Source organism: Chitinophagales bacterium (genome assembly GCA_041392475.1).
Lineage (GTDB): Bacteria > Bacteroidota > Bacteroidia > Chitinophagales > UBA2359 > JAUHXA01.
The window spans coordinates 412550-438220 of record JAWKLZ010000002.1; the positions used below are offsets into that span (position 1 = coordinate 412550).

Here is a 25671-nt window from a genome sequence, read left to right on the forward strand (position 1 = left end):
GACTTTAAAACTCTGCTTTTTTTAGAGCAACTCGCTCACAATCATGCGGTAAAATATCTCGGCTTTTGTTCTTAAAACCATTTTCTGCATCAATGTTGATAAATTCCGCATTTTTATTGTTGCGAATACAAATTTGGTATTTGGTTTCAATATTTCCATTTTCGTCTTGTGTATTCGGATCAACAATTCCATCATATACAATGTCTGGCACATCTTTACCAAACCTGAGTTTGAGCCAAAACAATTTCCCCAGTCGCCCTTTCTTAGTAGCCTTCATTGGTTTTCGCTCAAATTCGTTGCTGTGTATATAAATACCTGTGGGATAAGGGTAGTACTCTTTATCGTTGATAGGATTTTCGGTCATAAAATAACTCACAATAGAAATACCCAAAGTTTTGTTATTTTCGATTTTGTTGTCAAAAATTTCGACATTGTTGGTTGCCAAAATCATCACACCTGTTCCATCTGGTACAGAAGCTACAATATTTCCTTTGGGCGCAAAATTGGGCAAATTGTTTTCTCTTATTATATTGTTGAAAACCCGCACATTTCCTCCCTTTTTTTGCTGCAAATCGGGCAAATCGAATACCAATATTCCTCCTGTATTGTTGTAAGATTCGTTGTTGTAAACATCTGCCATTGTAGAATTTTCTATTTCAATGCCGGCTACATTGTGGTAAGCTTTGCTGTTTCGGACAATAATGTGATTGGATTGTCCTACATAAATTCCAGCATCAGACGCTCCAACTGCTACACATCCATCTATCAATACCTTGTTGCAGCTAACGGGATAGAGTCCATAAGCTCCATTGTTCTTATTGGGTTTTCCTGTCCATTCTGCTTTCACCCTCAAAAAATGAATGCGCTCCACATTCATGGTTTTGATACCATCTCCTTTGGTGTCCTGAACTGTGAGATTTTGGATGGTGATGTTTTGGCAATTGTTGATGGTGATTCCCTCCGCACCATCTTGTTGTCCTTTGAAGTTTAGAACGGTTTTTTCCATTCCTTCACCTTGAATTGTGATGTCTTTTTTACCTTCAAGTGATAAGCTGCGTGTAAAGTGAAAAGTTCCTGCTTTGAGGGTAATGATTTCGCCGTCTTTCGCCAAAATGAATTGTGTTTGCAGTTCTTTTTGGTAGTCGGATTGGGCTTGAACTGAGAAGATATAAACGCAACTTAGTAAGGTGAAAATAAGTATCTTTTTCATGATATTTGATATTTAAGGATTTTCAATAAAATAACTTCCCGATTTGCTTATTTTCCTCCTACTCACCCCTGATCCAGGAGAACAGGAACTTATTTTATTTGGAGTTACTAAATTTACATCACTTTCAAATTATCAAAAAAAAGCCCCTCCTTGTTAGAGGAGAGGCTTTCACTTTTCAATAGATTGGTGTTATCTGTTTTTTTGATTGAACCAAGCTTATGGTTTAGGTACTCTTCTACCAGCATTAGGACCAGCAGGGCGAGGCATATCACCTCCAGTAGTAGGGCAGAATTTGATTTCTACTCTTCTGTTTAAGGCTTGATCAGCGTCTATACCTTTACGGATAGCCGTATCAGACAATCCACCGATTGCAGGGTTAGCTTCACCACTGTACTGCAATACAAGTCTGTCTCTTGGGATACCGTATTTCTCAACCAAAGTGTTGATTACTTCTTGTGCACGTTTGTAAGAAAGTACATCGTTGTAACCATTTCCACCTCTACCATCTGTATGACCAATTACTGCTACTCTATCACCTGCACATTGAGAATCTCTGATTTGGCGAGCAATTTCTGCCAATTGAGGCTCAAATTCAGGTTTGATACCGAAGCGGTTAGAATCAAACAAGATGTTTGGAAGCGTTCTTGAACAACAGTTTGGAGGAGGATTGTAAATTGGACGACAGCTTTTCTTGTTGCAATCACAGAAAGCATCTTTTCCACCAAACAATTTGTGTGCTTTGTCGCAATCCCATTCGTAGTTATGGCAACCAAATTCATCTACGGTTACTTTTTCACCTAAGATGTCGTAAGGAGGAGAGTGTGGACATTTGTCATCACAATCCAATACACCGTCACGGTCGCTATCCAACATTCTACCTTTGGTATCAACAGGACAACCTTCGCGAGAATCTGGTTCTTCATCCCACATATTAGGCACACCATCTTTGTCATCGTCAGATAGATCAGGAAGCTCTAACTCTTCACAGCAAGGAACTTCGTTTGCTTCTGAGTAAGCATAATCCAACGGATTCATCCACCACAATGGCTCAACAGAGTTTTTCGCACCCAAATTGATGTTCAAACCAAGGTTGGTAAAAATGTAGGTATCATAATCACGGGTCAATGCACCCCATTCTTGCCATCTTTGACCATCCAATAAGTCGTCGTTAGTGTAAGTTACTTTACTTTCCAAAGACAAGTTCAATGTACGGTTCAATTTGAAAGCTAAACCAACACCTACGTGAGCAGTTGGTTTATAAGAGAAATCATTGAAAGGTTTAGGATCGTCAAAATGACGTTCTGCTTGTGATTCATACTCACCATCCCAAAGTGCATCCAAAGCATCAACCAATGCTTCTTTATCCTCGTATTGAGAATAATTGTTGGAGATAATACCATAATCGTACTCATTGCCATTTGCATCCAATTGGTCAGTGAATGTACGATATGCCAAACCACCCAGACCAGCAAAACCGTATAGGTTCAATTTGGTCTCTTGTGTGTGGAAACGGATGTTGTGGATGTTCAACATACCAGAAAGAACAGCTTCTCTAATTTTGGTTTTGTAGTTGTAGAAGATAAGATCACCATTCAAACCAACATAATTAGGTGTTCTCGTGTCATTGAACTCATCATAAACAGGATTACCTGCCAATGCTTGGTTGGGTATATGACCATCTCCCAAACTACTTCGTGCCCATCCTTGGGTACCTTGCCAGTTTCTTCCAGTGGTTTCACCTGCCATAAAGCTACCTCTCAATGAGAAGGTGTAGCCCATAGCTCTTCTAATGTGACCACCTATACCAAAACCTGGTCGTGCCTTGATATCACCACTTACCATCAATAAGCCTGCGTCTATACCTATCTCCCATTTATGGCGGGGTTTTGCAGGAAAGTTGTATTTTCTATCCATAAATTTGTCCTGCTGGTCGTGACGTTTTTCGGGAACAAATTCTTTGTATTCCTCGCTTCTCACTTCAGGATAGGGATAATCATCTGCTGCATCATCATCTTGGGCTAAGATTTGTATTGAAAATGAACTTAGCAGCAAGAACAAAAATGTAAAGAGTAAATGTTTCTTGTTTGACATAGGTTATTATTTTTCGTTTGCTTAAATTCGCTTTTTTCGCTGCATAAAGTTAGCAAAAATACTTTTTATCACAACGAGGAATGGTAATAAAAGTATTACACACCTTTATTTTGATTGGTTACTAACATTCTTCACAGACCTACTACTTGCAAATATATGCCCCTATTTCTAATAATCAAACTAATTTGTTTTTTTTTTGTGCAAACTTAATAACGATAGTCATTGAGGTAAAGTTGCTATTGAAAATTTTACACTTAAAAAATTGATAAGCATTTTTTTATAAATCATTCATTTACTTCACCACAACGATAGGTAGGTGGCTGGAAAATATTAAAATACTTACAAATAAGCTTAGGAATTGTTGCAATTTTCGTAAATAGCAGTCTAAATTTCAAGCGAGTTGAAGATAAAGTGATATATTTGTTAGAACATCATTTTAATATTAAAAAAATAAATAAACATGAAAAATTTTACACTGTTGCTACTTTTTTTTAGTGCATTGGCTGTATTTGCTGCATGCAGCAATGAAGGGGTAAGCATAGATCCTTCCCAACAGCAAGCTAAAATTGACTCTATCGTGAGTGCACGCACTTTGGTTATCAAGGATTCTTTGGATGCTGTTTGTACTCAACGAATGACAGAGGAAGTCAGCGCAAAGGTAGATTCAATTGTCAATGTGATGAAACCTTCTATGTAATTCATAATACTTCATTGATTTAAGTAACTGGCAATTTCTTTCTTTAAACTCATTCTACTATGTCAAAGTATTATGGGGCTAAAGAAAAAAATTGCTATCACAATCAACCAAGCTGGTAGATGAGCTATTTTACGGCCCTCATTATTACTTTATTAGCCTCTGCATTTTTTTCTGGATTGGAATTCGCTTTCATTTCTGCAAATAAGCTTAAACTTGCTTTGCAGCAAAAACAAGGTGGAATAATAGGTGCATTGTTGTCATTGTATTATAAAAAGCCATCTCAGTTTTTGGCTACTACTCTTACAGGCAATAATATTGCCATGGTATTCTATGGAATTACGATGGCAAAAATATTGGAGCCTTACTTATATACATGGTTTCCCAATTCTGAAATTTTGGTGCAGTTGGTCTTGACGATCATTTCTACTATCCTCATTTTGATTGTAGGAGAATTTTTACCAAAAAATCTATTTCGACTCAATCCCAACGGAATACTACATGCTTTAGCCCTACCCTTTGCGGTGGTTTATGGCGGTTTATGGATTTTTGTCGTCTTTATTGTTTTCTTATCCAAAATAATCTTGAAGCTATTTTTTAAGATTGACTATAAAGATGAAGAGCAGTTGGTTTTGGAGAAAGTAGATTTGCAACACTATTTGGAAGAAAATTTCGATGTCAATACAGATACTGCTTCAACCTCCAATAATGAACCTGCACCGGAAGAAAATACCTTATTGATCCAAAAAACATTAGAACTAACCAATACCAAGATTAGGGAATGTATGGTTCCCCGAACGGAGGTAATTGGAATCGAGCAATCTAATGAAATTGAGGAGATTAAATACAAATTTGTCGAAACCAAACACTCTAAGTTGGTAGTCTATGAAGAAGATATTGACCATATAGTAGGTTATGTTCACCATCAAGACATACTTAGAAACAAAAAAAATGTTTGGGAAATCATGGCAGTACCCGAAACTATGCCTGCTGTCACTTTACTTCAAACATTTATACGGAATCGAAAAAGCATCGCCTATGTAGTCGATGAATTTGGAGGCACTGCAGGTTTGGTAACGCTGGAAGACATCATTGAAGAAATTTTTGGAGAAATTGAAGACGAACACGATGATAAGGATTTGATTGACAAAAAAATTGATGAAAAAACTTTTCGTCTTTCAGCTAGACTTGAAATAGATTACCTCAATGAAAAATACAACCTGCAAATTCCAGAAGGAGATTATGAGACATTGAGCGGCTATATTATGCACATACATGAAAGTATTCCAGCAATAGGAGAATTGATAGAAACAGCCCATTTTGAGTTTAAAATTTTGGATGCAAGTCAAAATCTTATCAAAATTGTGCTACTTAGACTCAAAGGCGACTTTTAATTTGGCTAGGATTTGAATTTACGTTTGAATAAATGTATTTTTGCCCTCCAATTTTCAAAAATAAACTTAGAACAATAAAACTTCAATGGCAGCAATAGGTAAGATACGAGAACACGTAGGATTGCTAGTGTTTGTGATTGCAGCCGCTATCGTGGCTTTCTTATTCATGGACGCGATGAGCAGTGCTAACAGAGGACAGGTTGATCCTAACATACTGGGAAATGTGGATGGCGAACCCTTATTGAGGACCGCCTACGAAACGAGAGTCAAACAAATGGAGGATAACTACAATCAAAGTGGTATTCCTGTTGATGACAAAACTCGCTTAGACATTAGAGAGCAAGCTTGGCAGCAGTATGTACAAGAAAAACTCAGTGAGAGAGCTTATGCCGATTTAGGCTTAACGGTTCCCAATGCAGAATTCAAAGATGTATTGTTTTCTCACCCTGGCATCACCAATGCGGAAATCTTTAAAGGCGAAGACGGCCTTTTTAGCAAAGCCAAACTGGACGAATATCTAGAAAGTTTGAACCTTAGTCCAGAAGATCCTGGCTACAGCACTGCTCAAACACAAAAACGTCAGTTCAAATCTTTTGAACAAAGTGTTTATCAGGGCCAATTACGAGACAAATACAATGCCTTGGTTAATAAGGCGATTTACATTCCAAGTTGGTTCGCTAAACAAAATTATGCTGAGAAAAATGCAAAAGCGCAAGTTCGTTTTGTGCAGATTCCTTACAGCACTATTGATGAAAGTGAAATCAGCATTTCGGATAGTGATTTGACAGCATATATGAATGCTCGCCCCAACGAGTTCCGTCAAAAAGAAGAAACCCGTAGTGTTGATTTTGTCATTTTTCCTATCAACCCTTCGGCAGCAGATACTTCTGAAGCAGAAAAGAAAATCAACGATAATTTGGCAGAATTCAAGACTGCAAAAGATGCTAAAAGTTTTTTAGCTCTTAAATATTCTGAAACTCCCTTCAATTCGGCTTATTTTTCCAAAGAAAACTTGACTGCAAAACCAGATATAAAAGATTCTCTCTTTGTAGTTGAAAAAGGTACAGTTATCGGTCCTTACTACGAAGCTGGGACGTATAAAGCAGTGAAATTGATGGATCGAAAAATGATTGCAGATTCAGCCAAAATCAGATTGATTGTGAAACAAGCAGGTCAAACTATTTCTTTTCCAAGAGCAAAAGAAATTATTGATAGCCTCAAAATACGACTGGATCAAGGGGATGACTTTGGAGGTTTAGCAAGTGCTTTCTCTGATGATGCCTCAAAAGATAGTGGTGGAGAAATGGAAGAGTACATCAAACCTGGGCAATTTAGAGGTTTGCCTGCTCTGGATAATGCTATTTTTTATGAGCATAAAGAAGGAGATGTATTTACCGTTCAAACAGCTCAAGGCTGGCACTTGGTAGAAATTTTGGATGCAGATGCCAATACTGAAGCAGTACAAGTAGCGACTTTTACTCGAAACATTGAAGCAAGTAAAGCTACAAGAGACGAAGCGTATGCCAATGCAAACAGTTTTGTGGCAAGTAATAGAACTTTGGATCAATTTACAAAGGCAGCGGAAGCAAAAGGTGTGAAAGTTAACAATGCATCAGGTCTTACCAAAAATAGCTACAATATCACAGGATTGGGTGTCAATAATGAAATCGTGACTTGGGCGTATCAAGCAAGCCCAGGAGATGTGATTGACAAAGTATTGCAGGCAGACCAAACACTTCCTGGTGGTCGAACATTAGAAAGATATGTTGTCGTTGCATTGAAATCAGTAAGTGAACCAGGTATAGAGCCTTTGGAAAATGTGCGGTCAAGAGTAGAAGGAGAGGTGAAAAAAGAAAAGCAAGCTGTAAAAATCAAAGAAAAAATTGGTTCTGCAGGCAGTTTGGATGCAGTAGCTTCTCAAATGGGCGTAGAAATAAGTACTGCATCTGATGTGGACTTTGCTTCTTTTAGCCCTTCTGAACTTGGTCCTGAACCCAAAGTACAGGCAGCGATTTTTGCTCTTAAACCCAATACTGTTTCTAAACCTATTGCAGGTTCGAGAGGGGTATATGTAGTAGAGGTCACTTCTGTTAGTGATGCTGGCGAGCCTGCTGACATGGCAGCTGCAAAAAAAGAAGCAGCTACACAGATCAGTCAACGAGTTAACTCTTTGTTTTCTAACATAGCAGACAAAGCGGAGATAGAAGATCTCCGCATCAATACAAGAACGTATTAAGAAGGCTTATATAAATGAATTGACAACTATTACATTTACAATTCATTTGAAATAAAATAAGGCGCAGGTCGGTAACATTACCCACCTGCGCTTTTTGTTTTCCCCTAAAACGATTTGAAGTATTTGGCTGTTGTAAGGTCAGATGTGGACTTATATCCACATAAAAATTCATCAAAACAAAATATTTTACAATATGGAAGATATAATTGTCAATAGAGTGGCCCAAAGTGGTATTCTCACCCTCAATTTGGAGGATTTTTATCCAAAAAAAGAGATGGTGCTATTCGATATCAAAAACTACTTGTATATGGAATTGATGTTAAAAGAAAAAGAATTCCGAACTAGCCTGAAAGAATTAGATTGGAGTATATATGAAAACCAACACGTTGCCATCACTTGCACAACAGATGCCATTGTGCCGATATGGGCTTATATGCTCATTGCCGCTTACCTAGAACCGATTGCAGCGAGTATGGTTTTTGGAGATTTGGAACTTCTAAAAACACTTTTGTTTGACAAAGCCTTGGGTAAAATCAATCCTGAAGATTATCGTGATAAAAGGGTGGTTGTCAAAGGTTGTGGAGATAAAGCAGTGCCTATTTCGGCCTATGTGGAAATTACCCGATTGTTGAAGCCCGTTGTAAAGAGTATTATGTATGGTGAACCTTGCTCAACGGTTCCGATTTATAAACAACCAATGCTTAGAAAATAGTAATAGAATAAATGGAACACTGGGAGTTACTGATTTTTTTCTTTGGTATTGCAGTTTTGTATTCATCCGTTGGTTTTGGAGGGGGATCCAGTTATTTGGCGATTTTGGCATTGTACAGTATTGATTACCGTTTATTGAGGGCAACAGCTTTGCTGTGCAACATTATCGTTGTAAGTGGCGGAACCTATATTTTCTACAAAAAGGGCTTTTTGAACTGGCGAAAAATGCTACCTTTGGTATTGATCAGTGTTCCAATGGCTTATATTGGAGGAAGTCTTCATATAAGTCAACGTACTTTTTTTATTCTACTGAGTGTAGCCCTGATTCTCGCTGCAATTTTGATGCTTATTCAATCTTACAAAAACGTAGAAGGAAATGCACTCAACAGTATTAGAATGACCAATGAAACATTTAATGCAGGATTGGGTGGTGGAATTGGATTTCTTTCGGGTATGGTGGGAATTGGTGGTGGAATTTTTTTAGCTCCTGTTTTACATTTACTGAAATGGGACGGAGCTAAAACAATTGCAGCAACTGCCAGTTTTTTTATATTGGTCAATTCTATTTCGGGATTGGCAGGTCAAATGAGCAATCCTGAATTTAAACTCAATTGGGAGTTTGCGGCAATGCTCATGGGAGCTGTTTTTGTAGGAGGGCAAATTGGTTCTCGCTTGGGTGCAGTTTGGTTTTCCCCCAACTGGGTTCGCCGCTTGACCGCAGTTCTGATTCTTTTTGTAGGAGTTAGGATATTGTTGAAGTATCTTTAAAAACCTTTTCAATTCAATTCTCATTATCAATAATGGACATCCGAACTACTTTACTTCAAAAGCACTCCAAAGCAAATACAATGCAAATTGTGGATTTCATTGGTGATGACCAAACACGATTTGATGAGTTGATGGAATTACTTTTGAATGGAGAACCCCTTGTCGTACAACGAGCAGCATGGGCAGTAGGGCATTGTGGAGTTACTTATCCTCGATTAATTCACAAGCATTTTCAGTCAATGATTGACAAATTGAAGCAACCCAATATTCACGATGCTGTCAAACGCAATACAGTGAGGGTTTGGCAGTTTGTAGAGATCCCAGAAGAATTTATGGGTTCAATTGCCAGTATTTGTTTTGATTATTTGGCGGATGTAAAACAAGCAGTTGCCATTAAAATTTTCTCCATGACCGTTCTCCTGAACATTACCCAGAAAGTTCCTGAACTAAAAAACGAACTACGTCTGCTCATTGAAGAACAAATGCCTTATGGATCAGCAGGTTTTCGGAGTCGGGGACGTAAAACACTGAAGCAACTGAAATAATGCCATGTTGTTTAAGTCCAATTACACATTCATGTCATTTCATTGTCAATTTTCCAATTAAGTAGTCAGCGATATTTATTTTAACAATTGAAATTTCTCAAACAACTGTTTATCAGTGTGTTTTTTGATTTTAATTGTCATTTTGATTTACTACTTATACTTCTTCTTTCCACACCATCCACAATAAATGCAGCAAATAAGCAAGTATTGGTGTAGTAATGGTAGCACCTGCGGGATCCGCATCGGTTAGTTCGTAACCAAAAAAACGGATTCCTATAGTGAACAAAGCCAAAAAGCCAATTGCCACTGCTATTATTGTTTTGATATATAAAGGTTTGTTAAAAGGAACGTGCATGAAAGTATATTTTTGTATTTCCTAAATGCTCTAAATTTGATTTTCTATTGCACTACAAAGGTAACAGATGATTGGAATATAAACCAATCACAACCCTTTTAGTACATGCATTTTCTTACTGCAAATCTACTCAACCAAAAGCCGATTCCAAATTGATTTGATACCAAATTTTCAAAAATAAGCTTCTTCTCTCCTTTTCAATGTCCCAAACCTCCGCCACAATACGTCTATGCTGGGTGAAATCGAAATCATTTATTTCTTATCACCCTAAATTTCCATTTTCTAATGAACAACCTAATAAGATTTTTCACCCACAGTTTTTACTTGCTTCTATTGCTCAATATTTTTAGCAGCAACTTATTTGCCCAGCGATTCAATACACCCAACACCATCAAACAGGCCACACTCATTCCCTGCTTGATTGTCCGACCAGATGCCTGCACTAAAGTTGATGGACAATTTATGGACAATGACGGCCACGTTGCCGTTTTCAATGAATATGCTGCAAATGGCAACTATTTCATTGCAGCACCTCACGGAGTATGTGACGACAAAACCCGCCAAATTGTAGAGGTTTTGTACCAACAAGGAAATGGTCGTTGGGATGCTTTGACAGCTCGTTATTTCCGCAAACCCAACCTGCATTTTAATGTGAACCGCCCTACTTTGGAAATAGAAGATGCAAAGAAAAACGACGGTATTGACGACTACTTACAGGAAGAATTTACCGCAGATGCCCGCAATGTGTATGAATGTTATGTCAATAGAATCAAAGGTTTACAATCCTTTGCAGGTATGAAACTTTTTGTAGAAATTCATGGAAACGGCAATAATAGTCGAAAAAATTATCTGGATATTGCCACCTATTCGGGTATGTCACCTCAAAAGGCGAATCAAGTAAAAGCCATTTTTCAAAGTGCGCTGCAAAACAACAATGTGCCGCTGACCGCAGCAGTGGAAGGTACTGCAACCGACCCTTACTTTAAAGCAACTGCCAGCAAACAAAATGGACTTTTCTGTATGTTGGAAAACGTGAATGTACCTTATCTACACATCGAAATCCCAGCCGATTACCGAAAAATCGATGCCAATAGAACTAAAATAATTGCCGCATTGTTACAAGCTTTGACCCAATTGCAGAACGGGAATGTGTTTTAGTAACTCCAATAAAATTAGTTTCTCGACGACATAAAGACTTTTGAAGTTTCCTTTTGAGAGCATACTGATTTTCAAATATTTCAGCTCTTTCAGAATAAACTTCAAAAGTCTAAATCGAGATTTTATTTTATTGAAAATCCTTAAACATTCACCAAAGCATGTTTTTTCACAACACTTTTAGCACAACCATTTTTCCCCACTTTTTCAAAAGCCTGTTCCAAATCTTCAATCAGATCCTCGACATCTTCAATACCTACTGACAAGCGAATCAACGAGTCTTGCACACCTATTTGATGGCGAACTACTCTCGGAATCGTTTTGTGAGTCATTGAAGCAGCATGTGCAATCAAACTTTTGACTCCACCCAAACTCTCTGCCAATTTGAACAATTTGGTGGTACTCACAAAATCTAAGGCTTCATTCAAGCGGTCTTGCTTCAATGAAAAAGAGATGATGCCGCCAAATTTTGTTTGTTGTTTGCAGGCAATGTGGTGATTCGGGTGAGAAGGCAGCCCGGGATAATGAATCACATCCACCAATTCATGTTGTTTTAGGTATTGAGCAATCTTCAAAGCAGTATCCGAAATCCTATCCATACGCAAAGAAATGGTTTCAATTCCTCTGATAGTGAGCCAACTATCAAAAGGGCCTAAAATTCCACCACAAGCATTTTGAATAAATTTCACCTCCTCCGCCAATTCTTCACTGTTCACAATCACCAAACCTGCAATCACATCACTATGACCTGCAATGTATTTAGTAGCACTATGCACTACAATGTCTGCACCAAAATCAAGCGGTTTTTGTAATACAGGCGAAGCAAAGGTATTATCGACCACCAAATAGGCTCCATATTGATGGGCAATTTTGCCAATCGCTTCAATATCTGATATTTGAAGGCAAGGGTTGGTCGGTGTTTCAAGCCAAATCATTTTGGTATTGTCGGTAATCGCTTCGACTACATTCACCCAATCTGTGGTGTCGGTATAATTGACCGTAATACCAAACTTCTTGAATATCTTGTCGAATAGACGGAAAGTTCCTCCATACAAATTGCTGACGGCCAATATTTCATCACCTGCACTCAAAAGTTTAATTACACAATCAATTGCAGCCAAGCCACTCCCAAATGCAAAACCTGCATGACCATTTTCTAAGCTAGCGACCAAATCCTCCAATGCTTTTCGAGTCGGATTGTTGGTACGGCTGTAATCGAAGCCCTTGTTTACTCCTGGAGCTTCTTGTACAAAGGTGGAAGTTTGGTAAATGGGTACGGAAATCGCACCCGTTTGTTGATCTACGGGGATACTGTGAATAATTTTTGTTGTTGCTAACATGTTGGTAAGTATTTAAAAGTTAAAGAATTAAATACTTATCAGAGAAGGTAAGAAATGAAAATTGAAGGAAGAAGAATGAAAATGTTGGTTTTCAAACACCTATTCGCTTTGTCATTGTTTTGAAGGCATATTCATATAAAAAAAAATCCCTTTTGAAAAATATATTTCAAAAGAGATTGGCTATATGAATATTGTATGTTTCCTAGGTGAAAGCTATTGCTTTCAACTTATCTTTCCCTTAGATGCTAAGGGCGGGAATTAGCACCTTATATTGAGTAAACCTATTTTTGTTTACTTTCTACAGGTTGCTAAGGTTTCGTCGAGCCTAATCTCTCCACCTTTCTTGATAAGAAAAAATGTATTGTAAGAACTGCTGCAAATATAACCTAAAACAAATTGAAGTTCCAAAACTTTTTTTTCTTCAATCACAATCATTGCAATCGTTATTCTCTATTACTCTGTCTATCAATATATTGAAGTTGATAAAAAATAATTAAAATAAAACCCCAGCTTTTTTCTAAAAAAAAAAATACTTCCTTTTTTCCAAAGTAAAACCTTCATGCGTCTAAAATGAGCGAACACAATTAATAACCTTTAATCCTCAAAAAATTTAGACAGATGAAAACGATTCAAAAAAATCTTGTTTGGACACTTTTAGTTTTAGTTACCTTATTTACTGCAAATACACAGATTTTTGCACAATCTTGCAGCAATACACTTAGAAACGCTAGTGCAGATAATGGCACAAACGGTTGGGACTCTTATGGCAGTACAGCAATTGCAAATTTGGCTGGCGGCAACAAAAGTTTCAAAGTCATAAGCAGTGATTCGCATTTTTACCAAGATGTAAACATTCCTTCGGGAAGCAAATTTGTCCACTTTTCAGGCTATACCCGCAACAGCCAAAACAATGCTCCAACTGGACATGCTTATTTGTATGGATACATTATGGACGCAAACGATAGAATTTTGGAGTATGTTCAGTTTGGAGTAAACAACACAGGCATGTCTTGGGAATTAGACGAACAAACAGTGAAATTGACTAGCAGTGCGAAAAAGGTACGCTTTTTCCTCAAAAAATCCTCTAAAAACGGCGTGGCAGATACAGGCAACATGGCACATTTCGACAACTTGGCCCTTAGCTTCAACTGCAAAAAAACACTGCCCGAACCTGGCACTGACACTTGCAGCAATGCTCTTAGAAATCCAAGTGCGGATCAAGATACAAATGGCTGGATGTCTTACGGAACGACCAATATTGCTAACTTGGCTGGTGGCAACAAGGCTTTCCAAGTACAACAAAGCGACTCTCACTTTTACCAAGATGTAGCGATTCCAAGAGGTAGTTCTACTGCTTACATTTCTGGCTATACACGCAACAGTCAAAACAATGCCCCAACTGGACACGCTTACCTTTATGCCTACATCATGGACAGCAATGACCGAATTTTGGAGTACGTTCAGTTTGGTGTAACACACACAAGTATGATTTGGACTTTGGAAAAAGAGAAAGTTGCTTTGGGCAGCAATGCTGTGAAAGTTCGATTGTTCATCAAAAAATCTTCAAAAAATGGTGTGGCAGATACGGGCAATATGGCTTATGGAGACAACTTATCGGTTAGCTTTGATTGTAAAAATGTATTGGGACAACCTAAGCAGTATTAATCACGGATTATTTGGATTGGATAGATTTTGCAGATAGAACCATAGATTCTACAATTGAAAACAGGAAGCACTCATAGAGAGCGACTTCCTGTTTTTTTTTGTTAACTTTAAATAATATAATCCGATAGTGACCACAATGAAAAAATACTTGCTCATTTTCTTCTTACTTCTACTCTATTCTTGCAGTAATAAAAAGGACTTCCACGTTTGTACAGTGACACCTATTGAATTGCCATATTACATTGAAATGAATAAGGAACAATCTTATATAGAACTACCTAACTACTTGAAGAGTAAACACGAAAAAGGATTTGCAGCTATCCAAATCAGCATAAATTCTCAGGGAGAAATAGGTGACTATGCCATCAAAAAGCTGGTCATTGAAGCTGATTCTTTGAAGAGAATTGATTATTGTAACAGTGAGTTTATCGAATCCACTATTTACCCGACAAATGAGATATGCGAATTTCACCGTTATTTGGAAGACTATGTGTATCATTTGGAGGTGAAAAAGGGTAGAAAAGAGGTCGCAAAGGAGAATACTTCATTTGTTGTAATGGCAAGATTTCATTGAATATCTCTATTGGGGCATAAAAAAGGGAGGATGCTGTTACACACCCACCCTAAAAATTAATCCACCCATTCAAATACAAAATCTTTTACAGTTTTACTAACCTACATTTTGCAGTGCAGTTAAGGATAGTTCGATAAACTTTTTTTTTATCTGCGCCATCTCTGTCATCTGCTAAATATATGATTAACTGTTTGTTGTCTTGATAAAAGGGAGGATGCTGTTACACACCCACCCTAAAAATTAATCCACCCATTCAAATACAAAATCTTTTACAGTTTTACTAACCTACATTTTGCAGTGCAGTTAAGGATAGTTCGATAAGCTTTTTTTATCTGCGCCATCTCTGTCATCTGCTAAATATATGATTAACTGTTTGTTGTCTTGATAAAAGGGAGGATGCTGTTACACACCCACCCTAAAAATTAATCCACCCATTCAAATACAAAATCTTTTACAGTTTTACTAACCTACATTTTGCAGTGCAGTTAAGGATAGTTCGATAAGCTTTTTTTTATCTGCGCCATCTCTGTCATCTGCTAAATATATGATTAACTGTTTGTTGTCTTGGTAAAAGGGAGGATGCTGTTACACACCCACCCTAAAAATTAATCCACCCATTCAAATACAAAATCTTTTACAGTTTTACTAACCTACATTTTGCAGTGCAGTTAAGGATAGTTCGATAAGCTTTTTTTATCTGCGCCATCTCTGTCATCTGCTAAATATATGATTAACTGTTTGTTGTCTTGGTAAAAGGGAGGATGCTGTTACACACCCACCCTAAAAATTAATCCACCCATTCAAATACAAAATCTTTTACAGTTTTACTAACCTACATTTTGCAGTGCAGTTAAGGATAGTTCGATAAACTTTTTTTTATCTGCGCCATCTCTGTCATCTGCTAAATATATGATTAACTGTTTGTTGTCTTAGTAAAAGGGAGGATGCTGTTACACACCCACCCTAAAAATTAATCCACCCATTCAAATACAAAATCTTTTACAGTTTTACTAACCTACATTTTGCAGTGCAGTTAAGGATAGTTCGATAAACTTTTTTTATCTGCGCCATCTCTGTCATCTGCTAAATATATGATTAACTGTTTGTTGTCTTGGTAAAAGGGAGGATGCTGTTACACACCCACCCTAAAAATTAATCCACCCATTCAAATACAAAATCTTTTACAGTTTTACTAACCTACATTTTGCAGTGCAGTTAAGGATAGTTCGATAAACTTTTTTTATCTGCGCCATCTCTGTCATCTGCTAAATATATGATTAACTGTTTGTTGTCTTAGTAAAAGGGAGGATGCTGTTACACACCCACCCTAAAAATTAATCCACCCATTCAAATACAAAATCTTTTACAGTTTTACTAACCTACATTTTGCAGTGCAGTTAAGGATAGTTCGATAAGCTTTTTTTATCTGCGCCATCTCTGTCATCTGCTAAATATATGATTAACTGTTTGTTGTCTTGGTAAAAGGGAGGATGCTGTTACACACCCACCCTAAAAATTAATCCACCCATTCAAATACAAAATCTTTTACAGTTTTACTAACCTACATTTTGCAGTGCAGTTAAGGATAGTTCGATAAGCTTTTTTATCTGCGCCATCTCTGTCATCTGCTAAATATATGATTAACTGTTTGTTGTCTTGGTAAAAGGGAGGATGCTGTTACACACCCACCCTAAAAATTAATCCACCCATTCAAATACAAAATCTTTTACAACAAAGTGTATCTTGTGTTATTGATGTCAAAAAACTCAATTTCGTTCTCTTTATTTAAGAACATTTTAATATTATTTTTTCGACCTTTTGTTTTCATTTCAAAAACTTCCATGATATTTGGATGGTCTTTTAAGGAAGCTAATTCAATGTTTACTTTCTTTAGTTTGTAACTTTGCATTTCGTTTCCTGACTTTATTATGACATATTTCGTGCCAATTTCAAAACTAATACCTTTTTTTATCGAAATTTTTTCTTCCACTGCCAAAGGATTGTTTATCCCCACAATTTGTTGATAAGGCACTAAGACTAAATCTTCTAAATCATTTGTACTCTCAATTAGCGTTGATTTTTTATTGCTAAAATAAGCACGTTCATTCTCCAGATCTTTCTGCGTTTTACTAGGCAAAAAGAAAGTAAACTCTCCATGTTTTCGAGAATAGAGGTAAATCAATTCTACAAAATTGTTTTGATCTACAACTACTTTCATATTTGAAGTGCTATAACCTCTACCGTCCATCAATTTAAACTCATATCCTACTCTCGTAGAACTCGCTGCCACAATATTGAAGTTTCCCAAACTTGAAATACCTTCAATGTGAATCATGCTATTTCCGATGTGGATTTTCACCTTTCCAGCTTCTACATACGTCTTCCCGAGTGTCCCATTTGAATACTCTTGTGGAACAAACGTTTGTCCCTGTAATTGTCGAATATTTTTGAACGACTTATCTTTTCGATAAGTATATTCTTCAAAGCCTGAATTGGCGAAGACAGAAAATTGGCTTAAAACTACTAATATTGTAATTAATAATTTTTTCATAATGTTGGGCTTATATTAATTTTTAAAGAACTAAAAAATAGCAAAACACTAATTGCGTTTCTAACCCATGCAATGAAAAATCTATGCCAAAAGTAAAATTGAGCTTATTTTATTAGAGTGTTTTAAATGAATATATCGCATTTTGTCATAATTGGTGTGCACCAAAATCAATTACGCCATCAATATTATATTGAATTTCATTCACTTGAATGAAATTAGGTAGAGCTTACAATATTCATCATTTTATTAATAACTTGCATAGCTGCTTCTAAACGACTCTGGTAGTTCCCTTCAATAATAACATAAGGAGTATCTAATTTTTGAAGGGCACTTTGATACATTTCAAAAAGTTCAGCTCTCAAGTGTGGATGCTCTCGCTGGGGGTCAGGCTGCCATTCAATATCTGGACACATCAGCAAATACAAATCATATTGGCGCTCCATAAGTTGATGCTCAATCCATTCAGGGCAATAACCATAAGCTACTTCACTCCAAATTTTTGGTACAAGCAGGGCTGTATCGCAGATAAGTATTTTATTTGCTTTAGGTAGGAAAAAATCTTCTGCTGCCAACTGTCCTTTGGCAATCGCTACGATATCGTGAACCTCATAAGGACGGTTTAAACCTTCAATGTAGGCGCGTGCATATTCTGGCACACAAACCGTCTGGTAATGTGCTGCCAATTTTTCTGTAAGTGTCGTTTTACCAGTTGATTCAGGGCCTGTCAATACTACTTTTAGCACAGCAGAATTGAAGTTTGTTTTTTGAAGTTTCATTCCGTTTTGTATTTCCGTAAAAACCTCTCTTTCTGTACCAATATTTCATTGTGTAAGCAAAAATAAGTCGTTATAAAACAATCTTTTAAAATCCTCCCCCAATGAAATTCTGCTGTAATCATCCCATATTTTTACAAAGAGGTCAAAACAGAGTCTGAAAAAATCGCCATATCAATCCGTCCTCAATCTATTGGACAGTTCATCCAAGTTTTTGTTATCCACAATAAACTCATTTGCCTCCAATATTTGAGCGCACCTTTTGATTCCTTTTATGATTCCTTCGGACAATTTATCCTTTTTGATGCCATCAATCACCAAATCCACTACGTCCACCCATTCTTTGTAGTCCACGACACTGCTGATTCCCTTATCCGCTTTCACAATCACTTGATGTTCAAAAAACGCAATAAAAATCATCACCCCCGTTCGATGCGTACTGTTGAATACTTCTTCTCTTAAAAACAGTGCATCTGCTCGCTCATCAGCTTCATAATAGAGTTTTGCTTTGCCTGCAAATAACCGCTTGATGACAGGAACAAAATGCACCAACAAGATGGCTACCGCAGCAGCAAACAATACATTCAGCAAGTAATAAAACGGGTCAAAAAGCTGAAAACCTGCCCAAAATCTGTCCAACAATACAATGATTGAAAAAGTACAAAGAGAGGTGATTGTTGCGGCTCTATAATAAGCAATTTCATAGTTATCACATTGTTCTACAAAAACAGGTACTATTTCGCCCGATATGCTTGACTCTGCTGCCTTTACCGTAGCTTCAATGCGTTCTAATTCTTCTTCTGTAAAATATTTCAATAGCTTCATGTTGAGGTATTGGTTGTGGGATTGATTTGATAAAACTACAATTTTTTTTCCAAACAGGGAATAAATAACAATTACTTGCTGTCTATTAGATATAAATAACTTACTATTTCACCAACATCCAAATTAGGAATATCTAATGAAAAAACTGAACGTATCCACATTTGCTCTGTTTTTGATATTGATTTGCAATAATTTTTTTGCACAAAATCATCTGCCTCGCTTTGAAAATATCGAAGACAACGAGGCAAAAATATTCAACGAACTGAATTTGAGTCCCGAACAAATAACACAACTAAAAACAATTCGTGAAAAATACGCTCCAAAATTGAAGGAAATACGGGACGAGACGAGAGAAATGCACCAGAAAAATATAGCCCAAATCAAAGAAATACGTCTATCACAAAAAGCAGAATTGGAAAAGATATTGACCGAAGAACAAATAAACTTATTTCAGGAAAAAAGGCAGCGAATTAGTAGAAACTTTCTCCTCCAAAGTCCTCATTTTGAAGGACACAGAATAGATGCAGAAAAACTACACGCTATTCGTAAAGAAACACATGGCTATGTATTGAGATATGTGCTGCCTGTTTTAAAAGCACAAAGAGCAAAACTCAATCCATCCATTTCTACGGATGACAAAGCAAAAATTGAAGAACTCAGAAAGACTTTTCAAGCAATCAAATCACAAATTAAAACGGCTCGAAAAGAAATAAGAAATGCGTTTAGAAATGGTGAATCTCCTACCAAAAAAATCGCACATTTGAGAGCAATAAGGGAACAAAATCAGCCAGATATGGAACAAGCCAGGGTTTTGGTAGAAAAATACGGCAGTGAAATAGAATCTTTAAAAATTGAAATTGAAGCAGATATACTTCAATGGGAAACGGATATTAAAGCCATTGCAGACAAGCATTTTGAAGGTGAAGATATGCCAAAATATTTTCACCGCCACCTTCTTCACAGACATCCCCTGCTGTACCAAATGCTGCCAAAAATCCGATTTCTACTACTCGACCCCAACATGGACTATTCACTTGAAACATTGGGAGAGGAAGATGAAGTCTTTGAAGAACGACAAATCAGCATATTTCCAAATCCAACTACTCAAATGAATACCATTGAATTTGAAGTAAAAAAAGCGGGAAATGTACGCATTGATTTGATGGGTAGAAACGGGGTATTTATTCGCACGATTTTTGATGAATACCAAACCGAAGGAACGCATCAAGTAAAAGTTAACATTGCAGATTTGACCGACCATCTATATTTTTATGTTGTTTCGGACGAAAGCGGGCAAACGACTAAGGAGTTTTTGATAAGCAGGTAATGATTGTACTTTGAGTGAAATCTTTCATCCAAAGTCCAGATATTTAAATAATTACGAAATGGTATAATTTAATACGGCAATCAATTATACCATTTCATAACCTTATTTTTATTTCCTAATCCAACTTAATAATATTTCCCGAACCAGAAATAGAAGAACTGATAACAGGATTACCCCTATAATAAACCGACCCACTTCCACGAATGATAATATCCAATTTATCGGTAGCCGTTATTTCACAATTACCTGAACCACTGATGTCAATGTCACAGTTTTCGGTAATTAGATTCAAGGCATCTACATCACCAGAACCGTCAATTTCCACATTGAAGTCATTGGAAAAGCCCGCCAAATCAATATTACCAGACCCACTCACTTCCGCATTGACGGTCAGTGCATCTAAGTAATCAATTCTTGCATCACCCGAACCATCAATAATAATCTCTGCAAAATTGACAAAAAGGGAATCTATGTCAACATTTCCCGACCCATTAATTTCCAGCTTTAATGCGTTGAAATCAAGCGTAGTAGCTGCAATGACATCTCCAGAGCCTTTGAGGTAAATTTCTTCAATATTGGGTGCGCCGATATACAACACAATTGGTTCACTCTTGCGAATACAATCGTCTAAATCAATAATCAAGCGGTCTTGTGTATTGATTCGAGTATCAATCAAAGGCAAGATATTGTCGTCTGCTTCAATGATCAAACTAAATTCATCAGATTGAGATAGATGCAATTCAAACGAACCCCGCAGTTCAATCTCGTCAAAAAAATCTACAATTCGAGTTTCCGAGATTACATCCCCTGACCCCTTAGTACAATCCAAATCGCAGCTCGAAAACGACAAGGCAAAAAATAGACATAACAGAAAAATTTTGGAAATTGCTTTCATTTTGTGAGGTTTTAAGACAAGCCGGCACATTTTTGACTCGACTTTGAGGTTTTTAAAAAAAAATCTTTGTTTTGAAGTGTTTGTTTTATAAAAAGACAAAAAAATCCTTCCATACCACTATTCACTACAACTTCAAAGACAACTATTCCCAAAAGAGTTGCTTTATTATTCTTCAACAATCCCTCACATTAAGTTTTTTTAACACTTTCATTCTAACCTCTATATCATTGTGGAGTCCTCAATAATTCCACTTGATATCCTATGACTTCAAAACCCATTTTACGGTACAAACCCACAGCAGGAGCCTCCGAATCTGAAAACAGCGACAAACCTTTGCATCCCCATTGTCGAATCGCTCTATCCAACAAATATCTAAGAAGTTGTGAAGCAAAACCTCGGCGGCGGTAAGCAGGATGTGTATCTACTTCTTGCAATCGAGCCATGTTATGGTGTCGAAAAATACCCATAGCTGCTAATATTTCCCATTCATTCTTGGGCGTAATACAATACCATTCTGTATTCAGAAAAGCGTCTTTTACCCTCGTTTTGTCAAAACCTTCATTTGCAAACCATTCATTTTCAGGATTCGTTTTTGTTTTGAAGTGGCGAAAATGACCAAAATCTTCTGGTGTTTCAATTTGACGGATTTTCCAATCATTGGCAAGTGAAGGAAGATCAGGTATTTTAGAAGCAAACATGAGAGGCGTATCTGTTACTTCATACCCTGCAGCTTTTGCAGACTCTTTCAAAAATGCCCATTCGGGATTTTCTAAGAAGGTGAAGGTTCGGTGTTGGTATTTTTCGGGGTCAAAATACCGTTCAGACAATCGTTCCCAGTCTGCAAAATTTCTGTGGGTCGAATCTTGAATTTCAATGCCATTGCCCATCCAATAAGTAGGGAACTTTGGACTTCGAAAAATATAATAGCCTTCAAAATATTCAAATATGCCGATGGCTTTGTGGGCATGTTTTTCTGTATCATAGATTTCTTGCAGCAGCATATTTTGGAAATTTAAGCAATCAAAGTGTTTCTAAAAATACAAAGAAAAATGATTTCTTGACAATCGGAAAATTACACACTCCAATAAATCAATTTAACCCTCCATTTCGTTTAAGTTGTTTCATTGTTGTAGGCTTTTGTATTAAATTTGCGAACAAGTAGGAAACATCCACCTATCCTTTCTATTTTCAGCCATAATATGGACTTAAAATTGAAGTCTTCATAAAATCCAAAGATGACATTCGTTTTTCATACTATTTTAAATATCAATAGTTTTTGTGCTATCATACAACTTAGCAATTTAACCTTTGCCAATCCGTGGTTTTTGTTGTTGCTATTGTTAATACCCATTTTCATTTTATGGCGATGGTTGAAGCGAGGCGAACAATTCCCCGAAATGCGCCTTTCCACATTGGAGGCTTTTGCGAAAACAACTTCTTGGAAAGCAAGGCTTCGTCCCACGCTGTTTGTACTCAAACTACTTGCATTCACCGCATTGGTCATTGCATTGGCACGTCCTCAAAATTTATTTACCGAACAAAAAATCACTACCGATGGTATTGACATTGTGCTGGTGATGGACATATCGGGCAGTATGTTGGCACGAGATTTTACACCCGACCGTTTGGAAGCATCGAAAGAAGTTGCTGGCAGATTCATCGAAAGCCGCCCACACGATCGCATTGGTTTAGTGGTTTTTGCAGGAGAAAGTTTTTCACAAACGCCCATTACAACCGACCAAAATGTGCTGAAAAGTATGTTGGCAGAAATAAAAAGTGGCATTATTGAAGACGGAACAGCAATCGGAATGGGTTTGGCAACAGCCGTTACGAGATTGCAGGACAGCCAAGCAAAAAGCAAAGTGGTGATTTTATTGACAGATGGGGTGAACAATTCGGGTTTTATTGACCCTCTCACTGCTGCCGAAACCGCCAAACAGTTTGATGTGAAAGTTTACACAATTGGTGTCGGCACAAAAGGCAAAGCCCCCTACCCTGTTCGGGGTATTTTTGGCACTACTCAACTACAATATATTGATGTTCAAATTGATGAAGAGTTGCTGCAAAAAATTGCAGACATGACTGGAGGTCAATATTTTCGAGCAACTGACAATACAAGTTTGGAGCGTATTTATGGTGAAATTGACCGATTGGAGAAAACAGAAATCGAAATTTCGACCATCAATCGCTACAGTGAGCAATTCTATTTCTTTGCGTTTTTGGCTGCAATGGCTTTGGCTTTAGAAATTGTACTGCGAAATACATTGTTTAGAGGCATTACTTAGTAGTCAATCAAGATAAAAAACTGTACTTTTGTAATATGCGTCCACCACACTGGTTTTAAAATTCATTTTATTAAAAAAATTCAAAATGTTGATTCGATTCTTTTTAGTATTCACCATTACTTTGTTGAGCATTTCTACAGGTATAGCCCAAACGAAATCGGGTACTTCTACACCTGAGGCACCAACTTCAAAAGTTGAAAAAAATGCAGAAATAAAGGCCAAATTGCAACGAAATTTGGACAGAAGTTCAACTACTACTGCTACAAGATACAATCCGAATATGGCTCAAAGAGCATTTATGGATATGGCAAAAGATGCCAACAAGAATGCAGTGATCATCAATGGGTATGAATTGGAATTTAATTCCAGTACAACTTTAGAAGGTAGTCAGTCTGTTGCAAATATTGTTTTGTATGCAAGTGGGGAAAAATTTGGAGACATTATGTTTTTTGGGAGAGACGAAATGGTTGAGTCTGTTCAGAAAAGAATGGGCGATATAGAAAGTCTTGAAAAATCAATTCCTATCATGTTGGCTTACCATATTGACATGCTTCCCAATATCTTATCATTTTTGAAGTCATCTCCTTCAGCAGCTGTGGTTTTGGACAAAACAACGAGCCGTGTTAGTTTGTCTTCTGGCAAGGTGAATATGTGGGAAAATAGATAGTTCTCACTTCAAAAATTTTCCAATAAAAAAGGTCAAAACCATTCGGTTTTGACCTTTTTTATTGGATTATATCTACGTTAATTGCAGCCCTTTGTAAGTCCCCGATAGACCAAAGAAACTTCAATTGCTCCCTGACTACCAGTAGCAGTCTTCAAATCAGAAACATTCAAATCATATGTTGCACTGAGGCTTATATTTCCTATCTTTCCTCCCAACAAAAAAACTACTGCATCATCCAACCGATACCAAGTACCCATATATACGGCATCCCCTTCCATACTATTGCTGTCAAGATGATAGCCCAATGAAGCCCCCACAATAGTCAATTTATTGTCTGCCTGCCCCATACGCATTATACTAGGGTTGATACTAATATCCTCCCCTATTCCAAATCTTCCTCCCAAATGCCCAATCCATAGACCTGTAAATTGGTTTTGTTCTGCTTCTGGAGTTAGAAAAGTATGGTTGGAGCTAAAAGCATGGTTATATGAACCTCCTACTTCAAAACTGCTTTTTTCATTCAAATAAACAATGTTTGACAATCCAAATTTTGCATTGAAGTAGGAGAAATTATCTGATATACTCGGATTGTTATTGGGAAGATTGGGGTTGATTTGAAAATTTACAATTCCTCCAGCAAAAGTGAGTTTTTCAAAATTCGCTTTTTTATAGGTATAACCTCCCTGTGTACCAATACTTAGTAGCCCCCAATCGCTTATTGACTGGTGATAAGCTACTGATAATGCTCCAGAACTTTCCTTCAAAGCACCATCACCCGAAGCATCGTGATAGACCATCCCACCTATTCCAAAATATCCATTTTCTGTTTTACAAGCCAAAATAGGCATATCAAAAGACGCAATCACCGTGTTATAAGGTGCGGGAATAGAAAACCTCTGGCTTCGATAAGCAACTCCTACTCGATATTCGTCGACATCGCTTCCTGTTAGAGAGGGATTAATGAGCAATGGCTGATTGTAGAATTGCGAAAAATGAATGGATTGTGCTTGAATGTCAGGAATATAGCTGCAAATGAATACACAGAAACAAGAAAGAATTATGGGGAAATATTTTTTCATAATAGAAGAGGTTTGGATAAGGAAAGAAAGGAGTATGCTTTACAAACACAAATATACGTACAACGTCATTAATGTGAAAAAGGTTGCTATTGAATTAAATCAAAAAGGCTTTGGGCGAGCTGACCGTTACGCAATTTCTAAATTTGCAGATGAATGGGGTGGATTGAGTAGAACTAAAATTTAGGGGGTAAATAATGGCAAATGTATAGAACAGGTGGATAGAAATGGGGATTTAGACATGGGATTTGGGTTATTGTAAATGAACAGGCAGATTAAGTCGGTGGATTAGTTTTGTAATGAAAAGGGTGAATTTTCGGACATTAGGGAATGGGTGGACCAATGTTCTGCAAAAAAAGGGTGGATTGAATGGATGGATTAGTTTTGTAATGAAAAGGGTGAATTTTCGGACATTAGAGAATGGGTGAACCAATGTTCTGCAAAAAAAGGGTGGATTGAATGGATGGATTAGTTTTGTAATGAAAAGGGTGAATTTTCGGACATTAGAGAATGGGTGAACCAATGTTCTGCAAA

At 37.1% G+C, this 25671-nt stretch carries 22 protein-coding genes and 1 riboswitch; of the genes, 12 read left to right on the plus strand and 10 right to left on the minus strand.

The window, feature by feature from the left end; all coding sequences use genetic code 11:
• Positions 1–4 precede the first annotated feature (4 nt).
• Entirely contained in the window at positions 5–1210 is a 1206-nt protein-coding gene (locus R3E32_15155; GenBank protein MEZ4886071.1) for a parallel beta-helix domain-containing protein, read from the minus strand.
• Between the two features lie 216 nt (positions 1211–1426).
• Positions 1427–3301 (minus strand): OmpA family protein, encoded by a 1875-nt coding sequence (locus R3E32_15160; GenBank protein MEZ4886072.1) that lies wholly within the window; start codon positions 3299–3301, stop codon positions 1427–1429.
• Positions 3302–3761: 460 nt separating this feature from the next.
• On the opposite strand from R3E32_15160, the gene R3E32_15165 reads away from it, so the two are divergent.
• From R3E32_15165 to R3E32_15190, 6 genes are all read left to right on the plus strand, one after another.
• On the plus strand, positions 3762–3998 hold the full coding sequence (locus tag R3E32_15165) for a hypothetical protein (protein ID MEZ4886073.1): 237 nt from the start codon (positions 3762–3764) through the stop codon (positions 3996–3998).
• Positions 3999–4117: 119 nt separating this feature from the next.
• Positions 4118–5389 carry a hemolysin family protein gene (locus R3E32_15170; GenBank protein ID MEZ4886074.1) on the plus strand — a complete coding sequence of 424 codons (1272 nt, stop codon included), beginning with the start codon at positions 4118–4120 and terminating at the stop codon, positions 5387–5389.
• An 85-nt stretch (positions 5390–5474) separates the two neighbouring features.
• The gene (locus tag R3E32_15175; GenBank protein MEZ4886075.1) at positions 5475–7625 is read left to right on the plus strand and encodes a SurA N-terminal domain-containing protein; all 2151 of its coding nucleotides are present in this window, start codon (positions 5475–5477) and stop codon (positions 7623–7625) included.
• Between the two features lie 193 nt (positions 7626–7818).
• A complete protein-coding gene (locus tag R3E32_15180; GenBank protein MEZ4886076.1) occupies positions 7819–8337 on the plus strand; it encodes a DUF2480 family protein in 519 nt (172 codons plus the stop codon).
• 11 nt (positions 8338–8348) lie between these two features.
• Positions 8349–9104: a sulfite exporter TauE/SafE family protein gene (locus R3E32_15185; protein ID MEZ4886077.1), complete on the plus strand. Its 756-nt coding sequence runs from the start codon at positions 8349–8351 to the stop codon at positions 9102–9104.
• A 32-nt stretch (positions 9105–9136) separates the two neighbouring features.
• Positions 9137–9649: a hypothetical protein gene (locus R3E32_15190; protein ID MEZ4886078.1), complete on the plus strand. Its 513-nt coding sequence runs from the start codon at positions 9137–9139 to the stop codon at positions 9647–9649.
• Positions 9650–9803: 154 nt separating this feature from the next.
• On the opposite strand, the gene R3E32_15195 is transcribed toward R3E32_15190, so the two are convergent.
• A complete protein-coding gene (locus tag R3E32_15195; GenBank protein ID MEZ4886079.1) occupies positions 9804–10004 on the minus strand; it encodes a hypothetical protein in 201 nt (66 codons plus the stop codon).
• Positions 10005–10289: 285 nt separating this feature from the next.
• Between R3E32_15195 and R3E32_15200 the strand changes: the two genes are divergently transcribed.
• Entirely contained in the window at positions 10290–11162 is an 873-nt protein-coding gene (locus R3E32_15200) for a hypothetical protein (GenBank protein MEZ4886080.1), read from the plus strand.
• A 140-nt stretch (positions 11163–11302) separates the two neighbouring features.
• On the opposite strand, the gene R3E32_15205 is transcribed toward R3E32_15200, so the two are convergent.
• Complete coding sequence (locus tag R3E32_15205) at positions 11303–12499, minus strand: PLP-dependent aspartate aminotransferase family protein (protein MEZ4886081.1); 1197 nt, start codon at positions 12497–12499, stop codon at positions 11303–11305.
• A 224-nt stretch (positions 12500–12723) separates the two neighbouring features.
• A riboswitch (SAM riboswitch) is annotated at positions 12724–12852 on the minus strand.
• 265 nt (positions 12853–13117) lie between these two features.
• Here R3E32_15205 and R3E32_15210 point away from each other — a divergent pair.
• Positions 13118–14164, plus strand: coding sequence for a hypothetical protein (locus R3E32_15210; protein ID MEZ4886082.1), 1047 nt, complete (start codon positions 13118–13120; stop codon positions 14162–14164).
• Between the two features lie 136 nt (positions 14165–14300).
• Entirely contained in the window at positions 14301–14738 is a 438-nt protein-coding gene (locus tag R3E32_15215; protein MEZ4886083.1) for a hypothetical protein, read from the plus strand.
• Positions 14739–16464: 1726 nt separating this feature from the next.
• Here the strand turns inward: R3E32_15215 and R3E32_15220 are convergent.
• The 3 genes from R3E32_15220 to R3E32_15230 all read right to left on the minus strand — a co-directional run bounded on the left by R3E32_15220 (position 16465) and on the right by R3E32_15230 (position 18887).
• Entirely contained in the window at positions 16465–17289 is an 825-nt protein-coding gene (locus tag R3E32_15220; GenBank protein MEZ4886084.1) for a hypothetical protein, read from the minus strand.
• Positions 17290–17504: 215 nt separating this feature from the next.
• Positions 17505–18065: an ATP-binding protein gene (locus tag R3E32_15225; protein MEZ4886085.1), complete on the minus strand. Its 561-nt coding sequence runs from the start codon at positions 18063–18065 to the stop codon at positions 17505–17507.
• 171 nt (positions 18066–18236) lie between these two features.
• Positions 18237–18887 (minus strand): hypothetical protein, encoded by a 651-nt coding sequence (locus tag R3E32_15230; GenBank protein MEZ4886086.1) that lies wholly within the window; start codon positions 18885–18887, stop codon positions 18237–18239.
• A gap of 136 nt (positions 18888–19023) precedes the next feature.
• Here R3E32_15230 and R3E32_15235 point away from each other — a divergent pair, with 136 nt between their 5' ends.
• Positions 19024–20214, plus strand: coding sequence for a T9SS type A sorting domain-containing protein (locus tag R3E32_15235; protein ID MEZ4886087.1), 1191 nt, complete (start codon positions 19024–19026; stop codon positions 20212–20214).
• Between the two features lie 115 nt (positions 20215–20329).
• Here the strand turns inward: R3E32_15235 and R3E32_15240 are convergent, their stop codons facing one another.
• Entirely contained in the window at positions 20330–21109 is a 780-nt protein-coding gene (locus tag R3E32_15240) for a head GIN domain-containing protein (protein MEZ4886088.1), read from the minus strand.
• Positions 21110–21333: 224 nt separating this feature from the next.
• Entirely contained in the window at positions 21334–22110 is a 777-nt protein-coding gene (locus tag R3E32_15245) for a GNAT family N-acetyltransferase (GenBank protein ID MEZ4886089.1), read from the minus strand.
• A gap of 234 nt (positions 22111–22344) precedes the next feature.
• Here R3E32_15245 and R3E32_15250 point away from each other — a divergent pair, with 234 nt between their 5' ends.
• Together R3E32_15250 and R3E32_15255 are read left to right on the plus strand one after the other, a co-directional pair.
• Positions 22345–23394, plus strand: a complete 1050-nt coding sequence (locus R3E32_15250) for a VWA domain-containing protein (GenBank protein MEZ4886090.1) — start codon at positions 22345–22347, stop codon at positions 23392–23394.
• 85 nt (positions 23395–23479) lie between these two features.
• Positions 23480–24061 (plus strand): hypothetical protein, encoded by a 582-nt coding sequence (locus R3E32_15255; GenBank protein ID MEZ4886091.1) that lies wholly within the window; start codon positions 23480–23482, stop codon positions 24059–24061.
• Positions 24062–24138: 77 nt separating this feature from the next.
• Here the strand turns inward: R3E32_15255 and R3E32_15260 are convergent, their stop codons facing one another.
• On the minus strand, positions 24139–25140 hold the full coding sequence (locus R3E32_15260; protein ID MEZ4886092.1) for a PorP/SprF family type IX secretion system membrane protein: 1002 nt from the start codon (positions 25138–25140) through the stop codon (positions 24139–24141).
• Positions 25141–25671 lie beyond the last annotated feature (531 nt).

Bases quoted from the DNA above. Each gene is read 5' to 3' on its own strand.
- R3E32_15155 (MEZ4886071.1), bottom strand. From the start codon at position 1,210: ATGAAAAAGATACTTATTTTCACCTTACTAAGTTGCGTTTATATCTTC.
- R3E32_15160 (MEZ4886072.1), bottom strand. From the start codon at position 3,301: ATGTCAAACAAGAAACATTTACTCTTTACATTTTTGTTCTTGCTGCTA.
- R3E32_15165 (MEZ4886073.1), top strand. From the start codon at position 3,762: ATGAAAAATTTTACACTGTTGCTACTTTTTTTTAGTGCATTGGCTGTA.
- R3E32_15170 (MEZ4886074.1), top strand. From the start codon at position 4,118: ATGAGCTATTTTACGGCCCTCATTATTACTTTATTAGCCTCTGCATTT.
- R3E32_15175 (MEZ4886075.1), top strand. From the start codon at position 5,475: ATGGCAGCAATAGGTAAGATACGAGAACACGTAGGATTGCTAGTGTTT.
- R3E32_15180 (MEZ4886076.1), top strand. From the start codon at position 7,819: ATGGAAGATATAATTGTCAATAGAGTGGCCCAAAGTGGTATTCTCACC.
- R3E32_15185 (MEZ4886077.1), top strand. From the start codon at position 8,349: ATGGAACACTGGGAGTTACTGATTTTTTTCTTTGGTATTGCAGTTTTG.
- R3E32_15190 (MEZ4886078.1), top strand. From the start codon at position 9,137: ATGGACATCCGAACTACTTTACTTCAAAAGCACTCCAAAGCAAATACA.
- R3E32_15195 (MEZ4886079.1), bottom strand. From the start codon at position 10,004: ATGCACGTTCCTTTTAACAAACCTTTATATATCAAAACAATAATAGCA.
- R3E32_15200 (MEZ4886080.1), top strand. From the start codon at position 10,290: ATGAACAACCTAATAAGATTTTTCACCCACAGTTTTTACTTGCTTCTA.
- R3E32_15205 (MEZ4886081.1), bottom strand. From the start codon at position 12,499: ATGTTAGCAACAACAAAAATTATTCACAGTATCCCCGTAGATCAACAA.
- R3E32_15210 (MEZ4886082.1), top strand. From the start codon at position 13,118: ATGAAAACGATTCAAAAAAATCTTGTTTGGACACTTTTAGTTTTAGTT.
- R3E32_15215 (MEZ4886083.1), top strand. From the start codon at position 14,301: ATGAAAAAATACTTGCTCATTTTCTTCTTACTTCTACTCTATTCTTGC.
- R3E32_15220 (MEZ4886084.1), bottom strand. From the start codon at position 17,289: ATGAAAAAATTATTAATTACAATATTAGTAGTTTTAAGCCAATTTTCT.
- R3E32_15225 (MEZ4886085.1), bottom strand. From the start codon at position 18,065: ATGAAACTTCAAAAAACAAACTTCAATTCTGCTGTGCTAAAAGTAGTA.
- R3E32_15230 (MEZ4886086.1), bottom strand. From the start codon at position 18,887: ATGAAGCTATTGAAATATTTTACAGAAGAAGAATTAGAACGCATTGAA.
- R3E32_15235 (MEZ4886087.1), top strand. From the start codon at position 19,024: ATGAAAAAACTGAACGTATCCACATTTGCTCTGTTTTTGATATTGATT.
- R3E32_15240 (MEZ4886088.1), bottom strand. From the start codon at position 21,109: ATGAAAGCAATTTCCAAAATTTTTCTGTTATGTCTATTTTTTGCCTTG.
- R3E32_15245 (MEZ4886089.1), bottom strand. From the start codon at position 22,110: ATGCTGCTGCAAGAAATCTATGATACAGAAAAACATGCCCACAAAGCC.
- R3E32_15250 (MEZ4886090.1), top strand. From the start codon at position 22,345: ATGACATTCGTTTTTCATACTATTTTAAATATCAATAGTTTTTGTGCT.
- R3E32_15255 (MEZ4886091.1), top strand. From the start codon at position 23,480: ATGTTGATTCGATTCTTTTTAGTATTCACCATTACTTTGTTGAGCATT.
- R3E32_15260 (MEZ4886092.1), bottom strand. From the start codon at position 25,140: ATGAAAAAATATTTCCCCATAATTCTTTCTTGTTTCTGTGTATTCATT.